This window comes from Pseudorhodobacter ferrugineus DSM 5888, assembly GCF_000420745.1.
GTDB lineage: Bacteria > Pseudomonadota > Alphaproteobacteria > Rhodobacterales > Rhodobacteraceae > Pseudorhodobacter > Pseudorhodobacter ferrugineus.
Genome location: NZ_ATVN01000006.1, coordinates 130,082 through 147,666, shown reverse-complemented (window position 1 = coordinate 147,666; position 17,585 = coordinate 130,082). Strand labels below are relative to the sequence as shown.

The following is a 17,585-nucleotide window of genomic DNA, read 5'->3' as shown; positions in this document are numbered from 1 at the left end:
TATGAAACTCTTTACCACCCTTGCCGCTGTTGTTTTGTCCGCAGGCACCGCATTTGCAGCGGGCGATATGAGCCAAGGCGTAATGGCCTCCAATCAGAACGTATCAAACGGCATCGTTTCGGCAGAAAAGATCACCGCCGCGCAAAACGGCTGGCTGGTCGTTCACCGCACAAACGCCGAAATGAAGCCCGGCCCGGTGGTCGGTTATGCCCCGATCCGTGAAGGGGAAACGATGGACGTTGCAGCCATCCTGACCGAACCTGTTGCCTCGGGCGATATGCTGATGCTGATGGTCCACGGCGAAGATGGCGGCAATCTTGTCGGCAATTTTGAATACACGCTGGGCGCCAAAGAGGACGGCCCGATCAAGATTGACGGCAAACTGGTGATGACGGTTATCACCGTCGATTAATTTGATCTTTTCGCACAATCAAAAACGCGGGCGCAGGCAACTGCGTCCGCGTTAAAATTTGGTAAACAAAAATCGTAAAGCCCAATAATTACAAAGGTTTCCCGTTTTGTCCGCGCGCGAACATTTACCTCTTTACGCGGGCATTTCGGGTCGCGATCAATTTCAAACGCAGGGCATTCAACCGAATAAACCCAGCCGCGTCTTTCTGATCATAAGCCCCGGCATCGTCTTCAAACGTGACGTGAGCCTCAGAATAAAGCGAATAATCCGACCAGCGGCCCACAACGCTCGCGACCCCTTTATACAGCTTCAACCGCACGGTTCCGGTCACGTTTTCCTGACTCTTATCAATCAAAGCCTGCAACATTTCCCGCTCTGGGCTGAACCAGAAACCGTTATAAATCAGCTCGGCATAGCGCGGCATGATGCTGTCTTTCAAATGACCCGACCCTGAATCCAGCGTGATCTGCTCGATCCCGCGGTGGGCCTCCAAAAGTATGGTCCCGCCGGGGGTCTCATAAATCCCGCGCGATTTCATCCCGATAAAACGGTTTTCCACGAAATCCAACCGCCCGATCCCATGCGCGCCGCCCAGCTCATTCAGCTTGGTCAAAATCGTGGCAGGGCTCATCGCCTCACCATTGATCGCAACCGCGTCACCTTTTTCAAACGTCACTTCAATATACTCGGGCGTATTCGGGGCATCCTCGGGCGCCACGGTCCGCTGATACACATATTCCGGTGCCTGCTCGGCCGGGTTCTCCAAGGCTTTGCCCTCGGACGAGGTGTGGAGCAAATTCGCATCCACCGAAAACGGCGCTTCGCCGCGCTTATCCTTCGCAATCGGAATCTGGTTCGTCTCGGCAAATTCCAGCAGCTTGGTCCGGCTGGTCAAATCCCATTCCCGCCACGGCGCGATCACCTTGATTGCCGGATCCAAAGCATAGGCTGACAATTCAAACCGAACCTGATCGTTGCCCTTGCCTGTCGCCCCGTGGGCCACCGCATCGGCCCCGTGCTCATGCGCCAGCTCTACCAATCGCTTGGAAATCAACGGCCGCGCGATAGACGTGCCGAGCAGATACAGCCCTTCATACAATGCATTCGCGCGAAACATCGGGAATACGAAATCGCGCACAAACTCTTCGCGGACATCTTCGATGTGGATATTTTTGGGGTTGATCCCCAACAGCACGGCTTTTTCGCGGGCTGGCTCCAGCTCTTCGCCCTGACCCAGATCGGCGGTGAAGGTAATAACCTCGCAGCCATACTCGGTTTGCAACCATTTCAGGATGATCGACGTATCAAGGCCACCGGAATAGGCGAGAACGACTTTTTTCGGGGCAAACTTTGTGGCGGCAGACATGGGCTTCTCCTTCGCAATTTCCCCGCAATTACTGACAAAAGCGGGCAAGGGCAAGCGCGCTGCCGTATCTGACGCACAAATCCTGTTGTACATAGACTTGTCTTTGCAGCCAGCTTGGGTCTAATCACGGATATGAGTGATTTTGCCACCAATGCCCGCCTTGCCACAGCTGCTTTGCGTGATCTTTTTGATCCGACGCCTTTGCAGCGCAATGACCATTTATCTGCACAGTATGATGCCGAAATTTGGCTGAAGCGTGAGGACTTGGCACCTGTTCGCTCTTACAAAATACGTGGTGCGGTGAATGCGATGCGCAAGGTGCGTGCGACCAATCCGGCGCAACAGGTGTTTGTTTGCGCCAGCGCGGGCAACCACGCGCAGGGCGTTGCTTATGCCTGCCGGCATTTTGGCGTACAGGGCACAATTTTTATGCCTGTCACGACTCCACAGCAAAAGATCGAAAAAACGCGCGTTTTTGGCGGTGATAGTGTCGATATTGTTTTGACCGGCGACTATTTTGACCAAACCCTTGCTGCCGCGCAAAATTTTTGTACCGACCAAAATGCGCATTTTTTGTCGCCTTTTGATGACCCCGATGTGATTGAAGGGCAGGCCAGTGTTGCTGTCGAGATGCTAGAGCAACTTGGCCGCGCGCCGGATTTGGTTGTTTTGCCTGTTGGCGGGGGCGGGCTTGCGTCGGGTGTAACCGCCTACATGCGCGCTGAATCTCCCAAAACGCAATTCAGGTTTGTCGAACCTGTGGGTGGCGCCAGCCTGACCGCAGCCCTTGCGCATGACGGACCGACAACGATTTCCAGAGTGAATTCTTTTGTTGATGGTGCTGCAGTCGCGCGCCTTGGGGTTTGTACCTATGATTTTTTGAAATGGGTGGATCCGGCCCATGTGCTTTTGGCACCAGAAGACCGGATTTGCGTGACAATGCTGGAAATGCTGAACGTCGAAGGGATTGTATTGGAGCCAGCTGGTGCTTTGTCTGTCGATGTGTTGCCAGAATTGTCTGACCAGATTCGGGGTAAGGCGGTCGTATGCGTTACCTCTGGCGGGAATTTCGATTTTGAACGTCTTCCCGAGGTAAAAGAGCGCGCGCAGCGCTATTCCGGACTCAAGAAATACTTTATTTTACGCATGCCGCAACGCCCTGGCGCATTGCGTGAGTTTCTTATGATGCTTGGTCCTGATGACGATATCGCGCGGTTCGAGTATTTGAAAAAATCCGCTCGAAATTTTGGGTCTGTTCTGATTGGCATCGAGACAAAAAGTGCTGATAATTTTCGCCAATTATTTGACAATATGGGCAAAGCTGGTTTTAGTTTTCGGGATATTACAGCAGACGAGGCTCTCGCCGAATTCTTAGTGTGATTCAGGCGGCGCTTTCGGCTTTTTGACCGATATCGAATGCGGATTTTGATTTTTCATAAATAGCAATAACTTGATTCAAATCTATTGTTTCAAACTGACCCATAGCTGCAGATTTCTCTCCAACTTGGCACATGCTTGCAAGCTCCCTAAAACCAAGATTAAGTGCACTGCCTTTCAGAAAGTGTAGCGCGGATTCAATATCGCGTTCAGGCATGGCAGAGCGAATCTTTTCAGCAACTTCATCTGTCTCTTCCAAAAAAAGCTGAACAACTTCAGCAAAATCCTCTGTCCCGATTTCATCGCGCAGTTCGCGCACACGACCCCAATCAATCATAGCAACCCTCACGTTATTTACCCAAGCTTTCCCAGTCATACGAATCTGGGCGAGGAAGTTTAACATTTTATAATTTTGAAGAGGCTTCAAAGTGCAAATTTTAGGCTTCATACGCCTTTAATATTTGTGCGGCACATAAATAGCGAGATGCGCAAAGGAAACGCCGTGGCCGCCAAACTGAAACAGCAAAAGAATAATGTAATTGCGCATGAAAAGGCGTTTGGGCGGCATGTCTTAGTGGTGGATGACAGTAGGGCGCAACGGCGAATTTTAGTGCTTGCGCTGGAGCGCGGCGGGTATCGGGTGACAGAGGCTGATTCCGGGGTGACAGCATTGGCGCGCTGCCAGGAGGCGGCGTTTGATTTCGTGCTGAGTGATTGGATGATGCCGGAAATGGACGGACTTGAATTTTGCCGCGCGTTCAAGGCAATGCCGCGCGATGGATACGGGTATTTCATTCTTTTAACTTCGAAATCCGAAAAGGGAGAGATTGCGGACGGGTTGGATTGCGGCGCCGATGACTTTCTCGCCAAGCCGGTGAATTCGGATGAGCTTCGTGCCAGATTGCGCGCAGGTGAACGGATTTTGGGTATGCAATTCGAGTTGATGACAAAGAACCGGCTTATCGGGTCGACCTTGGACGAGTTGCAAAAAGTATATGATTCGCTGGATCGTGATCTGATTGAGGCGCGAAAACTGCAGCAAACCCTGGTTCGCGAACGACATCGTGATTTTGGGCGGGGTGAGGTTTCTGCGTTGCTGCGGCCTTCGGGGCATGTGGGCGGTGATCTTGTCGGTTTTTTTGAAATTAATCCACATCGAATCGGGGTCTATTCGGTCGATGTTTCCGGTCACGGCGTTGCATCCGCCATGATGACGGCGCGGCTGTCGGGGCTTTTGTCTGGATCTTCGCCAGATCAGAATGTGGCACTGACCGAGGGCGCCTTTGGCGAGCAAGATGCTCACCCACCTGAAGAAGTCGCTGCGCGACTGAACCGAATGATGTTTGAGAACATTCAGGTCGAGCAATATTTCACCCTTGCTTATGCGGACATCAATTTGCGAACGGGGCAGGTGGCGCTTGTTCAAGCTGGGCATCCGCATCCGGCGCTGATCCGTTCAAGCGGCGCTGTTGAATATATTGGTGCTGGCGGGATGCCGATTGGTCTGATTCCCGGCGCGGTTTATGAACGGGTCGAGGCGCAGCTGCTTCCGGGGGATCGCTTGTTTCTCGTGTCGGATGGGGTGACCGAATGTCCGTCGTCTGAAGGTGAGGAGTTGGGTGAAGAGGGGTTAACGCGGATCCTGCTGGCGAATCGCAAAATGAAGAATCCCGCCTTGTTAGAGGCGCTTGTCTGGGACCTTGCGACCTATTTCGACGGTGAGGATTTTCCGGATGACGTGTCTGGCGCGCTGTTTTTGTTCAAAGGTTAGGGCTGCCTATCGCATTATCTGGGCAAAGCGGTTCATCATCGCGCGATCGCCGGGATTACCGAGGGCACTTGCGGCGGTTGAAAGTGGCAGCCAAAGCGGCGTGTGCCCCGGTTCTGGTGGGGCGGCTATTTGCAACGTAGGACGGCCTACATAAATGGTGCAGATTTTTTCGGCCCATATGTTGTATTCGGGCATGAAAGTGAAGCGTCTGAAGATGCCAAAGCGATATTGAAGGGCCATATGCCAGCCGGTTTCTTCAAAAATCTCTCTGTGAAGCGCCGCAATCGGATTCTCGCCAGGGTCAATGCCGCCGCCGGGGAGTTGAATTTCGGAGTCTGGTTGGGCTTGGTGTGTGGCCAGAACTTCTCGGTTCCGTAGCAAAATTGCATAGACCCCAGGGCGTTTTTTGTAAAGTTGACCGGGTTTTGGTGTGTCTCCGTAACATTTGATCATGGATAAGCCCTTGGTCCTGTGGTTGCCGTACCTATATGTTCGCGGTATGCCAAGGCTGGCTTGCCAAGGGAACCCCCATGACCATCGGAACAAAAATCGCTTGGGACGATACCGTCCTACCTTTTCAGCTTGATAATTCAGACATTCGTGGCCGTGTTGCGCGCCTGGATGTTGCGTTGGAGTCTGTGCTGAAGCAACATGAATATCCACCACAGGTCGAGGCGCTGGTTGCCGAAGCCACGCTTTTGACCGCGATGATCGGGCAAACGATCAAACTGCGCTGGAAATTGTCGCTGCAGATTCGCGGTGACGGGCCTGTGACCATGATTGCGACTGATTATTACGGCCCAACCGATGATGGCGAGCCTGCACGGGTTCGGGCTTATGCCGGATATGACCGTGACGCGGATTTGGGCGATGCGGCGCCGTTTGACCTGATTGGTAAAGGTTTTTTCGCTATTCTAATTGATCAGGGCGAAGGAATGGTGCCCTATCAAGGGATTACCCCAATTGCTGGAAAGTCGCTTTCCGATTGTGCCGAGACGTATTTTGCGCAGTCCGAACAGCTTCCGACCCGCTTTCAGCTTAGCTTTGGCAAGACGACCTTGCCGGGCGAGGCTGCTATGTGGCGGTCCGGTGGCGTGATGTTGCAAATGATGCCAAAGGCTTCTCCTTCGGTTCAGGGGGAAGGCGGCTCAGGCGATGACGGTTTGCTGGCGCATCAGGATTTGCTGGATGGCGACGAGGGTGAGCACTGGAATCGCGTCAATCTTTTGCTGGATACTGTCGAGGAAGAAGAACTGATGGGGCCAGAGGTGGCGCCGACCGACCTGCTGATCCGCCTGTTTCATGAAGAGCAACCCCGCGTGTTTGACCCGCAACCGATTCGTTTTGGCTGCACCTGTTCCGAAGACCGTGTTCGGCAGTCTCTTTCAATCTATGGGCGGGAAGACATAGCCGAGATGACGACGGAAGAGGGCATTTTGACGGCGGACTGTCAGTTCTGCGGGGCGCATTATGTGCTGGACCCGAAAACGTTAGGGACGGGGGCAAATGACGTGGGATGATTGAGGATGCTTTGGGCCGGGCCGTTACGCGCGAGACCGGCACATCATCGGATTTTGACCTGAACCCCGGTTTTGTCTTGCCCGAGGGGCGGAAACTGCGCGCCGCAGCCGTTTTGGTTGCGGTGCAGGATTTGGGCGATGGGCCGCGCGTTTTGCTGACCAAGCGGTCGTCGCATCTGAAGCACCACCCCGGGCAAATTTCTTTTCCTGGTGGAAAGGTTGAGGTTTCGGATGCCGGCCCAGCGGCCGCTGCGTTGCGAGAAGCAAATGAAGAGGTGGGTTTGCCGCCGTCTTTGGTCCGGATCATAGGTACATTACCGACTCATGAGACTGTCACTGGGTTCACCGTCACCCCGATCTTGGCACGAGTAACGGCACCGTTTGACACTGTGGCAGAGCTGGGCGAGGTGGATGAAGTCTTCTTGGTTCCGTTGAACTTTGTAACCAACCAAGCAAATTTTCGGGTAGAAGCGCGGTTTTGGCGTGGTGAGATGCGGCGCTACTATACTGTGCCTTACGGCCCCTATTACATTTGGGGCGCCACGGCGCGTATTCTGCGCGGGCTTGCCGAAAGGATGTCATGATGCAGGTTCAGGGCGATTGGTTGCAGCATGCAGGTACGCAAGCCTTATGTCTTGCGTTGGAATCGAGTGGGTTTCAGGCGCTTTTTGTGGGGGGGTGTGTACGCAATGCCCTGATTGGCGCGCCGGTAAACGATATTGATATTGCAACAGATGCAACGCCAGAAACAGTCACTAATCTTGCACAAAATGCCGGTTTCAAGGTAATCCCGACGGGTATTGATCACGGCACTGTCACAGTCATTGCGCAAGGTGGGGTGCACGAGGTGACGACCTTTCGCCAAGACATCGAAACGAATGGCCGCCATGCCATTGTGCGCTATTCAACTTCGGTGGTTGAAGATGCAGCGCGGCGCGATTTCACGATGAACGCGCTTTATGCGCGCGCGGATGGGACGGTCGTTGATCCGCTTGGCGGCCTGCCAGACCTTTTGGCGCGGCGGGTGCGGTTTGTGGGCGATGCCGATGCGCGCATTACGGAAGACTACTTGCGCATTTTGCGATTTTTCCGTTTTTTCGCTTGGTACGGCGACCCTGCGCAAGGTGTAGATGCCGAAGGTTTGGCGGCCTGTGCTGCACATTCCGCAGGCATAGAGACGCTTTCGCGCGAACGGGTCGGGGCTGAGATTTGCAAATTGTTGTCTGCACCTGACCCTTCTTTGGCGGTCGCGAGCATGGCACAATCGGGCGTTTTGGCGGCCGCTTTGCCGGGTGCCGATGCCAAGGCTTTGCCTGTTTTGGTGCATTTTGGCATGCGTTCCTGGGTTGCGCGCCTTGCCGTGCTTGGGGGGGCTGTTGAGACCTTGCGACTGTCGCGTGCGGACTTGGCGCGTGTGATTTTGATTCGTGAGGAAGTGGAACGGCTGAGGCCGCCGCAAGAGCTTGGGTATAGGCACGGGGTTGAGGTTGCCGAGATGGTCATTCTGTGCTGTGCGGCCCTGTTTGAGGCAGAGCCGCCAGCAAACTGGCAGGCAGATATTGCCAAAGGTGCAGGCGCAGAGTTTCCTGTAGATGCTGCAGACCTGATGGCGCAGTATCAAGGCAAGGCCTTGGGTGATCAATTGCGTCTGTTGGAACAGCGCTGGGTTGATTCAGGCTTTGCTTTGTCGAAAACCGCGCTTTTGGCCTGAGTGTTTTCCTTTTTAGTGATGGGCGGCTATATCGGGCATAACTAGAGCAAAGGGGCGAAGGCCAGTGTTTCGGTATTTTGAAGGCCTGATTGATCCATATGCCGCGTATCCGCAATCGGACACGCCGCCGCGCAAGCTCTGGCCGTTTTTGCGCGAATATATCCGGCCATTTCATAAGGTTTTTGCGATAACGGCGGTTTTGTCGACGATCATGGCATCTATGGACCTCGTTCTGATCTGGTATATCGGGAGGATGGTCGATTTCTTGGCCTCCGATGGTCCGGCACAGGTTTGGGCGGCGCGAGGCATGGAAATCGTGGGTGTTGGGCTTGCGATTTTGTTGATCCGGCCTTTGTTTGCGGGGCTGAATACTGCGCTGCTGCACAATGCGATTTTACCGAATTTTGGCACGCTGATCCGCTGGAGGGCGCATCGGCATGTGTTGGCGCAGCCGGTTGGCTGGTTCGAATCAGATTTTGCTGGGCGTATTGCCAACCGAGTGATGCAAACCCCGCCCGCCGCCGGAGATGCGGTGTTTCAAACCTTTGACGCGGTTGCGTTTTCATCTGTGATGTTTGTTGGAGCCGGGTTTTTGCTGGCCGATGCTGACCCACGCCTGATTATCCCGCTGCTGGTTTGGTTTGTGCTGTACATGGTTTTGGTGCGTTGGACGTTGCTGCGTGCGGGGCCTGCTGCCAAGGCCAGTTCGGATGCGCGGTCGGCGGTCACGGGACGGGTTGTAGATGCTTATACCAACATTCATTCGGTCAAGATGTTCACGCATCATGATGGCGAATTGGCCTATGCCAAGGAGGCGATCGAGGAAGCGCGCCGTACCTTTGCCCATGAAATGCGGGTCATCACGACAATGGATGTGGTGCTGACCATTTTGAATGGCGGGCTGATTGTGGCCGTCACAGGCTATGTTTTGTGGCTGTGGTATCACGGGCAGGCCAGTGTGGGTGTGGTGGCAGCGACGACGGCGCTGGTGCTGCGGTTGAACAATATGACCTATTGGATCATGTGGGCGACGACCAGTTTGGTGCAGGCGCTGGGCGTGGTTGCCGAAGGGATGGAAACCATTGCGCAGCCGATTGGGTTGGTGGACAAGCCCGGTGCGGAGGCGTTGAAGCTAGACAAAGGGCGCATAGAATTGGTGGGGCTTAGTCACCATTACGGGCGCGGGCGTGGCGGGTTGCAGGACGTGTCATTGACCATCGCGCCGGGGGAAAAGGTGGGGCTTGTTGGGCGCTCGGGTGCGGGGAAATCGACCTTAGTCAAGCTGATGCTGCGGTTTTATGATGCCGAGGCGGGGCAGATTTTGATTGATGGGCAGGATATTGCGGGTGTGACACAAGCCAGTTTGCGCGGGCATATTGGGATGGTCCAGCAAGACAGCAGCCTGCTGCACAGATCTGTCCGCGAAAACATCATGTACGGCAGGCCGGACGCGACCGAGGAAGAAATGTTGGAGGCCGCGCGGCACGCCGAGGCGCACGCGTTTATCCTTGATTTGGAAGATCCTGAAGGGCGACAAGGTTATGACGCCCATGTCGGTGAACGTGGTGTGAAACTGTCCGGCGGGCAGCGTCAACGCATTGGGCTTGCCCGTGTTATCCTGAAAAATGCGCCTATTTTGATTTTGGATGAGGCGACAAGTGCACTGGATAGTGAAGTCGAAGCGGCCATCCAAGACACGCTTTACGGTGTGATGGAGGGTAAAACGGTGATAGCCATCGCGCATCGCTTGTCCACGATTGCTGCGATGGACCGGATCGTGGTGCTGGAGGATGGCATGGTTGCCGAGATTGGCAACCATGCCGCGCTTTTGGCGCAAGGCGGGCTATATGCCAAGTTCTGGGCCCGACAATCTGGCGGGTTTCTGGGAACCGAAGAGGACATGGAATGAACATCGTAACCCGCATCGGCGGCTTGATTGAGGCGTTTCGCCCCGCAGACGGCCCCCCACCGCAAAAACTGGCCGCGTTCTTTCGCTGGTGTCTTAGCGGTAGCTGGCCAATGCTGTGGATCGCAGGCGCGCTGTCGGCGATTGCCGGCGCGATGGAGGTGATTTCGGCGCTGTTTCTTGGCTGGGTAATTGATGCAGCACTGGCAAGCGGTGCGCAGGTGTTCTTTGCAGAACAGTTTTGGTTGCTGTTCGGGTTTATCGGGTTTTACCTAATCGTCCGACCTTTGGCCTTTGCGGCATCGGCGGCGTCAAACTCTATCATCGTGGGGCCGAATGTGTTGCCGCTGGTGTTGTCGCGTTTGCACCGCTGGACATTGGGGCAGGCGGTAACATTTTTTGACAATGATTTTGCGGGTCGGATTGCGCAAAAACAGATGCAGGCGGCGCGAGCGGTGACGGACGTGGCGACCGAGGTGATTAACACCGTGGCCTTTGCCTTGGCATCGGTTGTTGGGTCGATCGTGTTTTTGGTTTCGGTCGATTACCGTGCGGCGCTGGCGCTGGCGGTTTGGCTGGTTGCCTATGTGCTGACAATTCGATTTTTCATGCCCTTGGTGCGGGTCAATTCGGCGGCGCGGGCATCGGCGCGGGCGATGGTGACGGGGCAGGTGGTTGATACGATCACCAATATCAAAACCGTCAAACTGTTCGCCCATGCCGCGTTTGAGGACAAAGTCGCGCTGAGGGCGATGCAGGTGTTTCGCGATCGATCACTTGAATTCGGCCAAATTTCTACCCTGTTTCGCCTTGCCTTGATGACGCTGTCGGGCGCGCTGCCCATCATGCTGATTGGTGGCACCCTGTGGCTGTGGTCGCAGGGTATGGCTACGGCGGGCGCGATTGCGGCGGCGGGTGCCATTTCGATGCGGATCGCGCAAATGTCTGGCTGGGTTAGTTTTACCCTGATGTCGATTTATACCGCGATTGGTGAGGTGGAGGATGGCATGCGCACCTTGTCTATTCCGCACACCTTGGCCGATACGCCCGACGCGGTTGACCTGCCGCGCGTCAAAGGTGCTGTGACGTTTCAGGATGTGTCCTTTGCTTACGGCCGCAAGCGCGGCGGGGTCGAGCATATCAACCTTACCATTCAGGCAGGTGAAAAGCTGGGCATTGTGGGCGCGTCGGGGGCGGGTAAATCGACGTTGGTTTCGTTGCTATTACGGCTCTATGACACCGAAAAAGGCGCTGTTTTGATTGATGGCAAGGATGTGCGTGAGGTTACGCAAGAAAGTCTGCGGCAGCAGATTGGTATGGTCACGCAGGAAACCGCGATGTTCAACCGCTCTGCCCGCGACAACATCAAATATGGCCGCCCCGATGCGGATGAGGCCGAGATTATCGAGGCGACCCGCGCCGCCGAGGCACATGAGTTTGTCGAACATATGATCGACCACAATGACCGCAAGGGCTATGACGCCTATCTGGGTGAACGCGGGGTAAAGCTGTCGGGCGGGCAGCGGCAACGGATCGCGCTGGCGCGAACCTTTCTGAAAGATGCGCCGATTTTGGTGCTGGATGAGGCGACTTCGGCGTTAGATAGTGAAGTCGAGGCAGCGATTCAGGATACGCTGGGCAAGGTCATGCAAGGCAAGACCGTGCTGGCAATTGCGCACCGTTTGTCCACGATTGCCGCGATGGACCGTATTGTGGTGCTGGACAATGGCCGCATAGTCGAAGAAGGCAGTCATGAGGCGCTTTTGGCCATGAATGGCCTTTATGCGCGCTATTGGAACCGCCAATCCGGCGGGTTCATCGGATCGGAAGAGGCGGCAGAGTGATTTTAACCATCGAACGACTGGGCCATTTGGGTGACGCCATCGCACAGGGCGAAAATGGCCCTATCTTTGTGGCGCAAGTGCTGCCGGGTGAGGTGGTTGAAGGTGAACTGAAAGGCGACAAGCTGCTGAATGCGCGGATTGTCACGCCTTCGGCGGATCGTGTGCGCCCGCCCTGTGCGCATGCCCGTACCTGTGGCGGTTGTTTGATGCAGCACGCCACAGATGACTTTGTGGTGGCGTGGAAAACCGAAGTGGTGCGGTCCGCGCTTGCAGGTCAAGGTTTGGACGTGCCGCTGCGGCCGATCCTGACTTCGCCTCCCAAATCGCGCCGCCGTGCCACGCTTGCCGGTAGGCGGACCAAAAGCGGTGCTATGATTGGGTTTCATGCGCGCGGGTCCGATGCCTTGGTCGCTGTGCCCAATTGCTTGCTGTTGCACCCTGACCTGATGGCGGCGTTTCCGGCGCTCGAGGCGTTGGTGGTGACTGGCGGGTCGCGGAAAACTGAACTGGCCCTGACCATCACGCGCAGCTTGGCGGGGGCGGATGCGTCGGTTACGGGTGGCAAGCCGCTGGACGGGCAATTGCGGCTGGAACTGGCGCGGGTGGCCGAGGCGCATGGATTGGCGCGCCTGACGTGGGATGGTGAAGGTGTCGCCTTGCGCACAGCACCAATGCAGGCAATGGGCCGCGCGATGGTGGCCCCGCCCCCCGGTGCTTTTTTGCAGGCAACCGAGCAAGGGCAGGCCGATTTGCTGACTGCTGTGCAGGATGCCGTGGGTGGTGCCAAGCGGATTACGGATCTGTTTGCAGGCTCTGGCACCTTTGCTTTGCCTTTGTCCGAACAGGCCGAAGTTCACGCGGTTGAAGGTGATGCCGCGATGATTGCGGCACTGGATAAAGGCTGGCGGCAGGCCGATGGATTGAAGCGCATTACATCCGAGGTCCGTGACCTGTTCCGCCGCCCGCTGGAGCCGGATGAATTCAAAAAGGTGCAGGCCGTGGTGATTGACCCACCGCGCGCCGGGGCGGAAGCGCAGACCAAAACGCTGGCTGGGTCCAAAGTGCCAGTGATTGCCTATGTGTCGTGCAATCCCGTCACCTTTGCCCGCGATGCAAAAACCCTTATTTCGGCAGGATACAGCCTTGATTGGGTGCAACCCGTTGATCAATTCCGTTGGTCATCCCATGTAGAGCTTGCCGCGCGATTCAGCTTGTAAGATATCGTCGCAACCAACCGTTATTGAGTGAGCCTGATATGACTTTTCGCGCGCGCGTCGCTACATGGATCGATACATCTTACGCCCAGAGGTTCATTCTGGGGGTAATTCTGTTTAACGCTGTGATTCTCGGGCTGGAAACATCCGAGTCCGTGATGGTGCAGTTCGGGCCGCTGATCACATTGCTCGATAAGCTGTGTCTGGCGATTTTCATTATTGAGATCGCGTTGAAATTCTACGCGTTTGATTTGCGCTTTTTCAAATCGGGCTGGAATGTGTTTGACCTGATCGTTGTAGGTGTCGCCATCATGCCAGGTGCACAAACGCTGTCGGTGCTGCGGGCGTTGCGGATTTTGCGGCTTTTGCGGGTCATTTCGGTGGCCCCATCCCTGCGCCGTGTGGTCGAGGGCTTTGTGACGGCATTGCCCGGCATGGGATCGGTTTTCGTATTGATGGCGATTATTTTTTATATCGGGTCAGTGATGGCTACAAAACTGTTTGGCCAAAGCTTTCCGCAGTGGTTTGGCGACATTGGCAGCTCTGCTTATTCCTTGTTTCAAATCATGACCTTGGAAAGCTGGTCTATGGGCATCGTGCGCCCGGTTATGGAGCTATACCCCTATGCGTGGGCGTTTTTTGTGCCCTTTATTATGATGACGACATTTGCGGTGGTAAACCTGTTGGTCGGTTTGATCGTGAATTCGATGCAAGACGCGCATAATCAAGCCGATAACGAGCGGACTGACCAATACCGCGAGGATGTCATCGCGCGCCTCGTTGCAATTGAACAACGCCTTGCCGATCAGCAGGGACGGGCCGACGCGCCAGCCAAAATAAACCAATCGTGAGGTGAGTCGACTGATCTAGGCAAGCAGGCCTGATCAGGATAACAGTGCTTGAATTCACGGGTATGCGGATATCGGGGCAGACTATGCGGGCGCTAAAGCTGGTTGCAGCACTTTTTTTGACTCTGGGTCTGGCTGCCTGTGGCGGTGGTCGTGACCCAAAATTTCGCACCTATAATGGCCCTGCGGTGACAAGTGTGGTTGTCGAAAAAGGTGCGCGCAAAATGCAGCTTTTCCACAATGATCGGGTGTTAAAGACTTATAAAATCTCGCTTGGGTTTGCTGCCGAGGGCCACAAGCAATTCGAAGGCGATGGAAAAACGCCGGAAGGCGCCTATTTCATTGATCGTCGCAATCCAAAAAGCCGGTTCCATTTGTCAATTGGCATCAGCTATCCGAACAAAGCGGATATTGCATATGCTGAGTCGCAGGGCAAAAAGCCCGGCGGCGAGATTTTTATCCACGGCAAAACGGGCTACCGTGGTGACAACAAAGGGGACTGGACTTGGGGTTGTATTGCAGTGCCCGATCGGCAGATGGAAGACATCTATGCGATGGTGCGTAATGGCACGCCGATTTTGATCAAGCCTTAGGGACGCAATTTCATAGAAAAAGCCCCAAGCTCCGTATTCGGTCGCTTGGGGCTTTTTTGTTAAAAATAGTGCCGTTGATTAACCGCCAGTCACCATCGTCCACCAGATCTTGCCAGTTGGCTCTTGGAACCAAGCAAAGCCAATTTCGCGGGCTTGCGGATCCATGATGATTTCACGGGTGTCTGCCTCACTCATCCATGCCGACAGCGTTTCAAGCTCTGTTTCAAATGTTTCAGAAATATTCTCGCCAACCAACCGCCCAGTGTAGCCAACGCGGCCAACGCGGTCCAAAGGCGAGGAGCCGTCAGAGCCAAAATGCCAAGGGCGATTCTGAACCGACATATCGCGGGAATGGGTTGCGGCTGCGGCGTTCAGCTGGGCGTTGAACTGCAGCGGGCCTGCACCTTTTGCGGCGCGCAATGCGTTAACCGAATCAAGCAGGCGAAAGGGTATTTTGGCCTCTTGTGCGCCAGAAATGCGGTAAACCTGCGGTAAAGGGCGGCCATCGCTGCCGACCCTGACTTGGTTGCCTGTGCCGCATGCGGCAAGCGCAAGGGACGCACAGACGGCGACGATTGACAAAGCGTTCATTACATTTCCATTCGGTGCAAGCGAACCCTGTCTTTAGCCGTTTGTCGCAGTATGAGCAAACCCAACTCTGCGTGAGTTCGCTTATCAACGTCACTGTGAATTGAAGATCGCGAATAAAACGGTTACTTTGCGGGCATAAATAGCAAAGGAGTCAGGCGAATGAATGCCGACCGTACAAAATATTTGAATCGGCGCACTTTGATGGGTGCCGCAGCGGCCAGCCTGAGCATGTCGGCCGTACCAGGATTCGCGCAGGATAATTCGACCGAAATGGACGCGCCGCGCCAAGGGTCGGTCCGCAACAACATTTCGAGCTTTCGGATGTTGGATTGGCGCCCTTACTTCTCGGACACCAAAAAAGGTGCGATTTTGGTTGATACCACGTCGCGCGCGCTGCATTTCTGGTCCGAGGATCAGTCGGTTTACAAGCTGTACCCAACATCTGTGCCGCTGACCGAGGACTTGACCCGCCGTGGCCGGACCGAAATCACACAAAAAGTTGTTGGCCCAACTTGGCGGCCGACCCCCGAAATGAAGATTCGCAACCCAGAATGGCCCGATTTCGTGCCAGCGGGGCCGGAAAACCCGCTGGGTACCCATGCCCTGCATCTGTCGTGGACCTATTACCGGATCCACGGCACGCATGACACGCGCAAGATTGGCCGCCGTTCGTCGAATGGCTGTGTTGGCCTTTATAATGAGCATATTGCTGTGTTGTTTGACCTAACTAAAGTTGGAACTCAAGTTTTGCTGATTTGAGTGGGTCAAATCATGTTTTGTTGAGAAGGGGCCATTGGCCCCTTTTTTGTTGCGATGGTGCAATTTCTGCTCAAATCATTGTCTTGGCGGGTAAAAGTGTGGCGGATAGTGTTGCCAAATTGACGAAACCGAAAAAGGACAAAACAGAAAGTTACGACCCAGATTGCATTCTGCTGCGCAAGCTGATTAGAAAACACCACGAGGTATAGTCTTGGGTGCGCGTTATCGTCCTCTGAAAAATTCGATAACCCGCGAAAATCTGGAGGTTACTATGAAGAAACTTGCACTCGCAGCGGCTCTGTCCGTTGCTGCGTCGACCGCTTTTGCTGGTGGTATGGCTGAACCAGTAATGGAACCAGCTGTTGTTGAAGCTGCGACTTCGTCGTCGGCTGGTGGGATTGTAATTCCACTGTTGCTGCTGTTGGTTGTAGCAGCTGCTGCATCGCGTTAATCCTTACGGATTAAAGCGAACAAAGGACGGTAGGGCAACCTGCCGTCCTTTTTCATTTTGCGAGGGCTTGGTGGCCATTGGCCGGGTTATTTTACCCAGCCGACCAGATTTTCTTTGATCACTTTTACCAGCGCATCAATGTGCGCAGCATCATCATTCAGGCATGGAATGTAGGTAAAGCGTTCGCCGCCTGCATGTTCAAACGCCTCACAAATCTCGCCATTTATTTCTTCCAGCGTCTCTATGCAGTCGGCCGAGAACGCAGGCGCGATCACCGCGATTCGTTTTTTGCCCTGCTTAGCCAGTTCGGCTACATGCTCGACTGTGTAAGGTTTAAGCCACTCTTCGCGACCAAAGACGGATTGAAAGCTGGTGTCGATATCGGCCTTGTTCCAACCCAGCCGTTCGCGCAACAGACGCGTCGTTTTGGCACAATGGCAATGGTAGGGATCACCCTCCATCAAATAGCGAATCGGCATGCCGTGATAGCTGGCGACCAGTACATCGGGGCGGTGGTCCAATGCGGCGTATGCGCGTTCGACCGATACTGCCAAAGCATCAATATAGGCCGGATGTTCGAAATATTCCGGCACAGTGCGGGCAGCCGGTTGGCGTTTTTCCTTCATTAGCGCCGCAAAAAAGGAATCGTTCGCAGTGGCCGAGGTAGCGCCTGCGTAGTGTGGGTACAGTGGAAAAAACAGAATCTTTTCACAGCCTGCCGCCACCATCGCCTTTACCTTGGATTCGGTTGATGGGTTGCCGTAGCGCATGCAAAAATCAACCATCACCTCATCGCCATAGGCTGCCGCAATCTCTTTGGCGATGGCGGTGGTTTGGTCGCGCGTAATGGTCAGCAGCGGGCTCTCATTTTTCTCATGATTCCAGATCAGTTTGTAGTTCGCGCCTGACGCAAAGGGGCGTCTGGTCAGGATCACAAGTTGTAGCAGCGGTTGCCAAATCCAATCGGTAATATCAACGACACGTTTGTCGGACAGAAACTCATTCAAATAGCGGCGCATCGACCAATAGTCATACCCATCGGGCGTGCCAAGGTTGGCGACCAGAACGCCTATCTTGGGGGCTTTTACCGAAGGGTGGTCTGCGGGAGCATGGGACAGCCGCCCTTGGCCTGCGGGGATGTCGGGTTGGCTGTATTTCGCATCCAGCATGGTGTTATTCCTCATTCTATCTAGCCTTGGCACATAACGCCTATTTGCCAAGG

Annotated in this window: 18 protein-coding genes; 13 read left to right on the top strand and 5 right to left on the bottom strand. The window is 54.8% G+C overall.

All coding sequences use genetic code 11. The annotated features are described in order from the left end of the window. Position 1 precedes the first annotated feature (1 nt). Positions 2 to 412 carry a DUF7282 domain-containing protein gene (locus tag G560_RS0107480; protein ID WP_022703695.1) on the top strand — a complete coding sequence of 137 codons (411 nt, stop codon included), beginning with the start codon at positions 2 to 4 and terminating at the stop codon, positions 410 to 412. A gap of 124 nt (positions 413 to 536) precedes the next feature. Here G560_RS0107480 and G560_RS0107475 read toward each other — a convergent pair whose 3' ends face one another. After that, the gene (locus tag G560_RS0107475) at positions 537 to 1,778 is read right to left on the bottom strand and encodes an argininosuccinate synthase (RefSeq protein WP_028913842.1); all 1,242 of its coding nucleotides are present in this window, start codon (positions 1,776 to 1,778) and stop codon (positions 537 to 539) included. A gap of 132 nt (positions 1,779 to 1,910) precedes the next feature. Between G560_RS0107475 and ilvA the strand changes: the two genes are divergently transcribed. Then, a complete protein-coding gene (gene ilvA / locus G560_RS0107470) occupies positions 1,911 to 3,158 on the top strand; it encodes a threonine ammonia-lyase IlvA (RefSeq protein ID WP_022703693.1) in 1,248 nt (415 codons plus the stop codon). 1 nt (position 3,159) lies between these two features. Here ilvA and G560_RS0107465 read toward each other — a convergent pair whose 3' ends face one another. Next, complete coding sequence (locus G560_RS0107465; protein ID WP_338053583.1) at positions 3,160 to 3,603, bottom strand: Hpt domain-containing protein; 444 nt, start codon at positions 3,601 to 3,603, stop codon at positions 3,160 to 3,162. Between the two features lie 36 nt (positions 3,604 to 3,639). Here G560_RS0107465 and G560_RS0107460 point away from each other — a divergent pair, with 36 nt between their 5' ends. Beyond that, the gene (locus tag G560_RS0107460; protein WP_022703691.1) at positions 3,640 to 4,926 is read left to right on the top strand and encodes a PP2C family protein-serine/threonine phosphatase; all 1,287 of its coding nucleotides are present in this window, start codon (positions 3,640 to 3,642) and stop codon (positions 4,924 to 4,926) included. Between the two features lie 6 nt (positions 4,927 to 4,932). Here G560_RS0107460 and G560_RS0107455 read toward each other — a convergent pair whose 3' ends face one another. Beyond that, a complete protein-coding gene (locus G560_RS0107455; protein ID WP_022703690.1) occupies positions 4,933 to 5,379 on the bottom strand; it encodes an NUDIX domain-containing protein in 447 nt (148 codons plus the stop codon). Between the two features lie 77 nt (positions 5,380 to 5,456). Here G560_RS0107455 and hslO point away from each other — a divergent pair, with 77 nt between their 5' ends. From hslO to G560_RS0107415, 8 genes are all read left to right on the top strand, one after another. Beyond that, positions 5,457 to 6,446, top strand: coding sequence for an Hsp33 family molecular chaperone HslO (gene hslO, locus G560_RS0107450; RefSeq protein ID WP_028913839.1), 990 nt, complete (start codon positions 5,457 to 5,459; stop codon positions 6,444 to 6,446). Then, on the top strand, positions 6,443 to 7,030 hold the full coding sequence (locus tag G560_RS0107445; RefSeq protein WP_022703688.1) for a CoA pyrophosphatase: 588 nt from the start codon (positions 6,443 to 6,445) through the stop codon (positions 7,028 to 7,030). Before hslO ends, G560_RS0107445 begins: the two co-directional genes overlap by 4 nt. Then, on the top strand, positions 7,030 to 8,157 hold the full coding sequence (locus G560_RS0107440; RefSeq protein WP_022703687.1) for a CCA tRNA nucleotidyltransferase: 1,128 nt from the start codon (positions 7,030 to 7,032) through the stop codon (positions 8,155 to 8,157). Before G560_RS0107445 ends, G560_RS0107440 begins: the two co-directional genes overlap by 1 nt. Positions 8,158 to 8,221: 64 nt before the next feature. After that, a complete protein-coding gene (locus G560_RS0107435) occupies positions 8,222 to 10,066 on the top strand; it encodes an ABC transporter ATP-binding protein (protein WP_022703686.1) in 1,845 nt (614 codons plus the stop codon). Continuing rightward, positions 10,063 to 11,907 (top strand): ABC transporter ATP-binding protein, encoded by a 1,845-nt coding sequence (locus tag G560_RS0107430; RefSeq protein WP_022703685.1) that lies wholly within the window; start codon positions 10,063 to 10,065, stop codon positions 11,905 to 11,907. The genes G560_RS0107435 and G560_RS0107430 overlap by 4 nt, the downstream gene beginning before the upstream one ends. Further along, the gene (locus tag G560_RS0107425) at positions 11,904 to 13,124 is read left to right on the top strand and encodes a class I SAM-dependent RNA methyltransferase (protein ID WP_022703684.1); all 1,221 of its coding nucleotides are present in this window, start codon (positions 11,904 to 11,906) and stop codon (positions 13,122 to 13,124) included. The genes G560_RS0107430 and G560_RS0107425 overlap by 4 nt, the downstream gene beginning before the upstream one ends. A 38-nt stretch (positions 13,125 to 13,162) precedes the next feature. Then, complete coding sequence (locus tag G560_RS0107420; RefSeq protein WP_022703683.1) at positions 13,163 to 13,972, top strand: ion transporter; 810 nt, start codon at positions 13,163 to 13,165, stop codon at positions 13,970 to 13,972. A gap of 83 nt (positions 13,973 to 14,055) precedes the next feature. Further along, positions 14,056 to 14,562 carry a L,D-transpeptidase family protein gene (locus G560_RS0107415; protein ID WP_022703682.1) on the top strand — a complete coding sequence of 169 codons (507 nt, stop codon included), beginning with the start codon at positions 14,056 to 14,058 and terminating at the stop codon, positions 14,560 to 14,562. A gap of 78 nt (positions 14,563 to 14,640) precedes the next feature. Here the strand turns inward: G560_RS0107415 and dalA are convergent, their stop codons facing one another. After that, positions 14,641 to 15,153: a divisome-associated lipoprotein DalA gene (dalA, locus tag G560_RS0107410; RefSeq protein WP_028913838.1), complete on the bottom strand. Its 513-nt coding sequence runs from the start codon at positions 15,151 to 15,153 to the stop codon at positions 14,641 to 14,643. Between the two features lie 159 nt (positions 15,154 to 15,312). On the opposite strand from dalA, the gene G560_RS0107405 reads away from it, so the two are divergent. Together G560_RS0107405 and G560_RS0107400 are read left to right on the top strand one after the other, a co-directional pair. Next, positions 15,313 to 15,912: a L,D-transpeptidase gene (locus tag G560_RS0107405; RefSeq protein WP_022703681.1), complete on the top strand. Its 600-nt coding sequence runs from the start codon at positions 15,313 to 15,315 to the stop codon at positions 15,910 to 15,912. Between the two features lie 271 nt (positions 15,913 to 16,183). Continuing rightward, positions 16,184 to 16,363, top strand: a complete 180-nt coding sequence (locus G560_RS0107400; RefSeq protein ID WP_022703680.1) for a hypothetical protein — start codon at positions 16,184 to 16,186, stop codon at positions 16,361 to 16,363. 86 nt (positions 16,364 to 16,449) lie between these two features. Here the strand turns inward: G560_RS0107400 and hemH are convergent, their stop codons facing one another. Beyond that, positions 16,450 to 17,532, bottom strand: a complete 1,083-nt coding sequence (hemH, locus tag G560_RS0107395; RefSeq protein WP_022703679.1) for a ferrochelatase — start codon at positions 17,530 to 17,532, stop codon at positions 16,450 to 16,452. Positions 17,533 to 17,585: the final 53 nt, after the last annotated feature.

Coding starts and splice junctions, on each gene's coding strand:
- hemH (WP_022703679.1), bottom strand. CDS start 17,532: ATGCTGGATGCGAAATACAGCCAACCCGACATCCCCGCAGGCCAAGGG.
- G560_RS0107405 (WP_022703681.1), top strand. CDS start 15,313: ATGAATGCCGACCGTACAAAATATTTGAATCGGCGCACTTTGATGGGT.
- G560_RS0107475 (WP_028913842.1), bottom strand. CDS start 1,778: ATGTCTGCCGCCACAAAGTTTGCCCCGAAAAAAGTCGTTCTCGCCTAT.
- dalA (WP_028913838.1), bottom strand. CDS start 15,153: ATGAACGCTTTGTCAATCGTCGCCGTCTGTGCGTCCCTTGCGCTTGCC.
- G560_RS0107415 (WP_022703682.1), top strand. CDS start 14,056: ATGCGGGCGCTAAAGCTGGTTGCAGCACTTTTTTTGACTCTGGGTCTG.
- G560_RS0107400 (WP_022703680.1), top strand. CDS start 16,184: ATGAAGAAACTTGCACTCGCAGCGGCTCTGTCCGTTGCTGCGTCGACC.
- G560_RS0107465 (WP_338053583.1), bottom strand. CDS start 3,603: ATGAAGCCTAAAATTTGCACTTTGAAGCCTCTTCAAAATTATAAAATG.
- G560_RS0107480 (WP_022703695.1), top strand. CDS start 2: ATGAAACTCTTTACCACCCTTGCCGCTGTTGTTTTGTCCGCAGGCACC.
- G560_RS0107445 (WP_022703688.1), top strand. CDS start 6,443: ATGATTGAGGATGCTTTGGGCCGGGCCGTTACGCGCGAGACCGGCACA.
- G560_RS0107455 (WP_022703690.1), bottom strand. CDS start 5,379: ATGATCAAATGTTACGGAGACACACCAAAACCCGGTCAACTTTACAAA.
- ilvA (WP_022703693.1), top strand. CDS start 1,911: ATGAGTGATTTTGCCACCAATGCCCGCCTTGCCACAGCTGCTTTGCGT.
- G560_RS0107420 (WP_022703683.1), top strand. CDS start 13,163: ATGACTTTTCGCGCGCGCGTCGCTACATGGATCGATACATCTTACGCC.
- G560_RS0107440 (WP_022703687.1), top strand. CDS start 7,030: ATGCAGGTTCAGGGCGATTGGTTGCAGCATGCAGGTACGCAAGCCTTA.
- hslO (WP_028913839.1), top strand. CDS start 5,457: ATGACCATCGGAACAAAAATCGCTTGGGACGATACCGTCCTACCTTTT.
- G560_RS0107430 (WP_022703685.1), top strand. CDS start 10,063: ATGAACATCGTAACCCGCATCGGCGGCTTGATTGAGGCGTTTCGCCCC.
- G560_RS0107460 (WP_022703691.1), top strand. CDS start 3,640: ATGCGCAAAGGAAACGCCGTGGCCGCCAAACTGAAACAGCAAAAGAAT.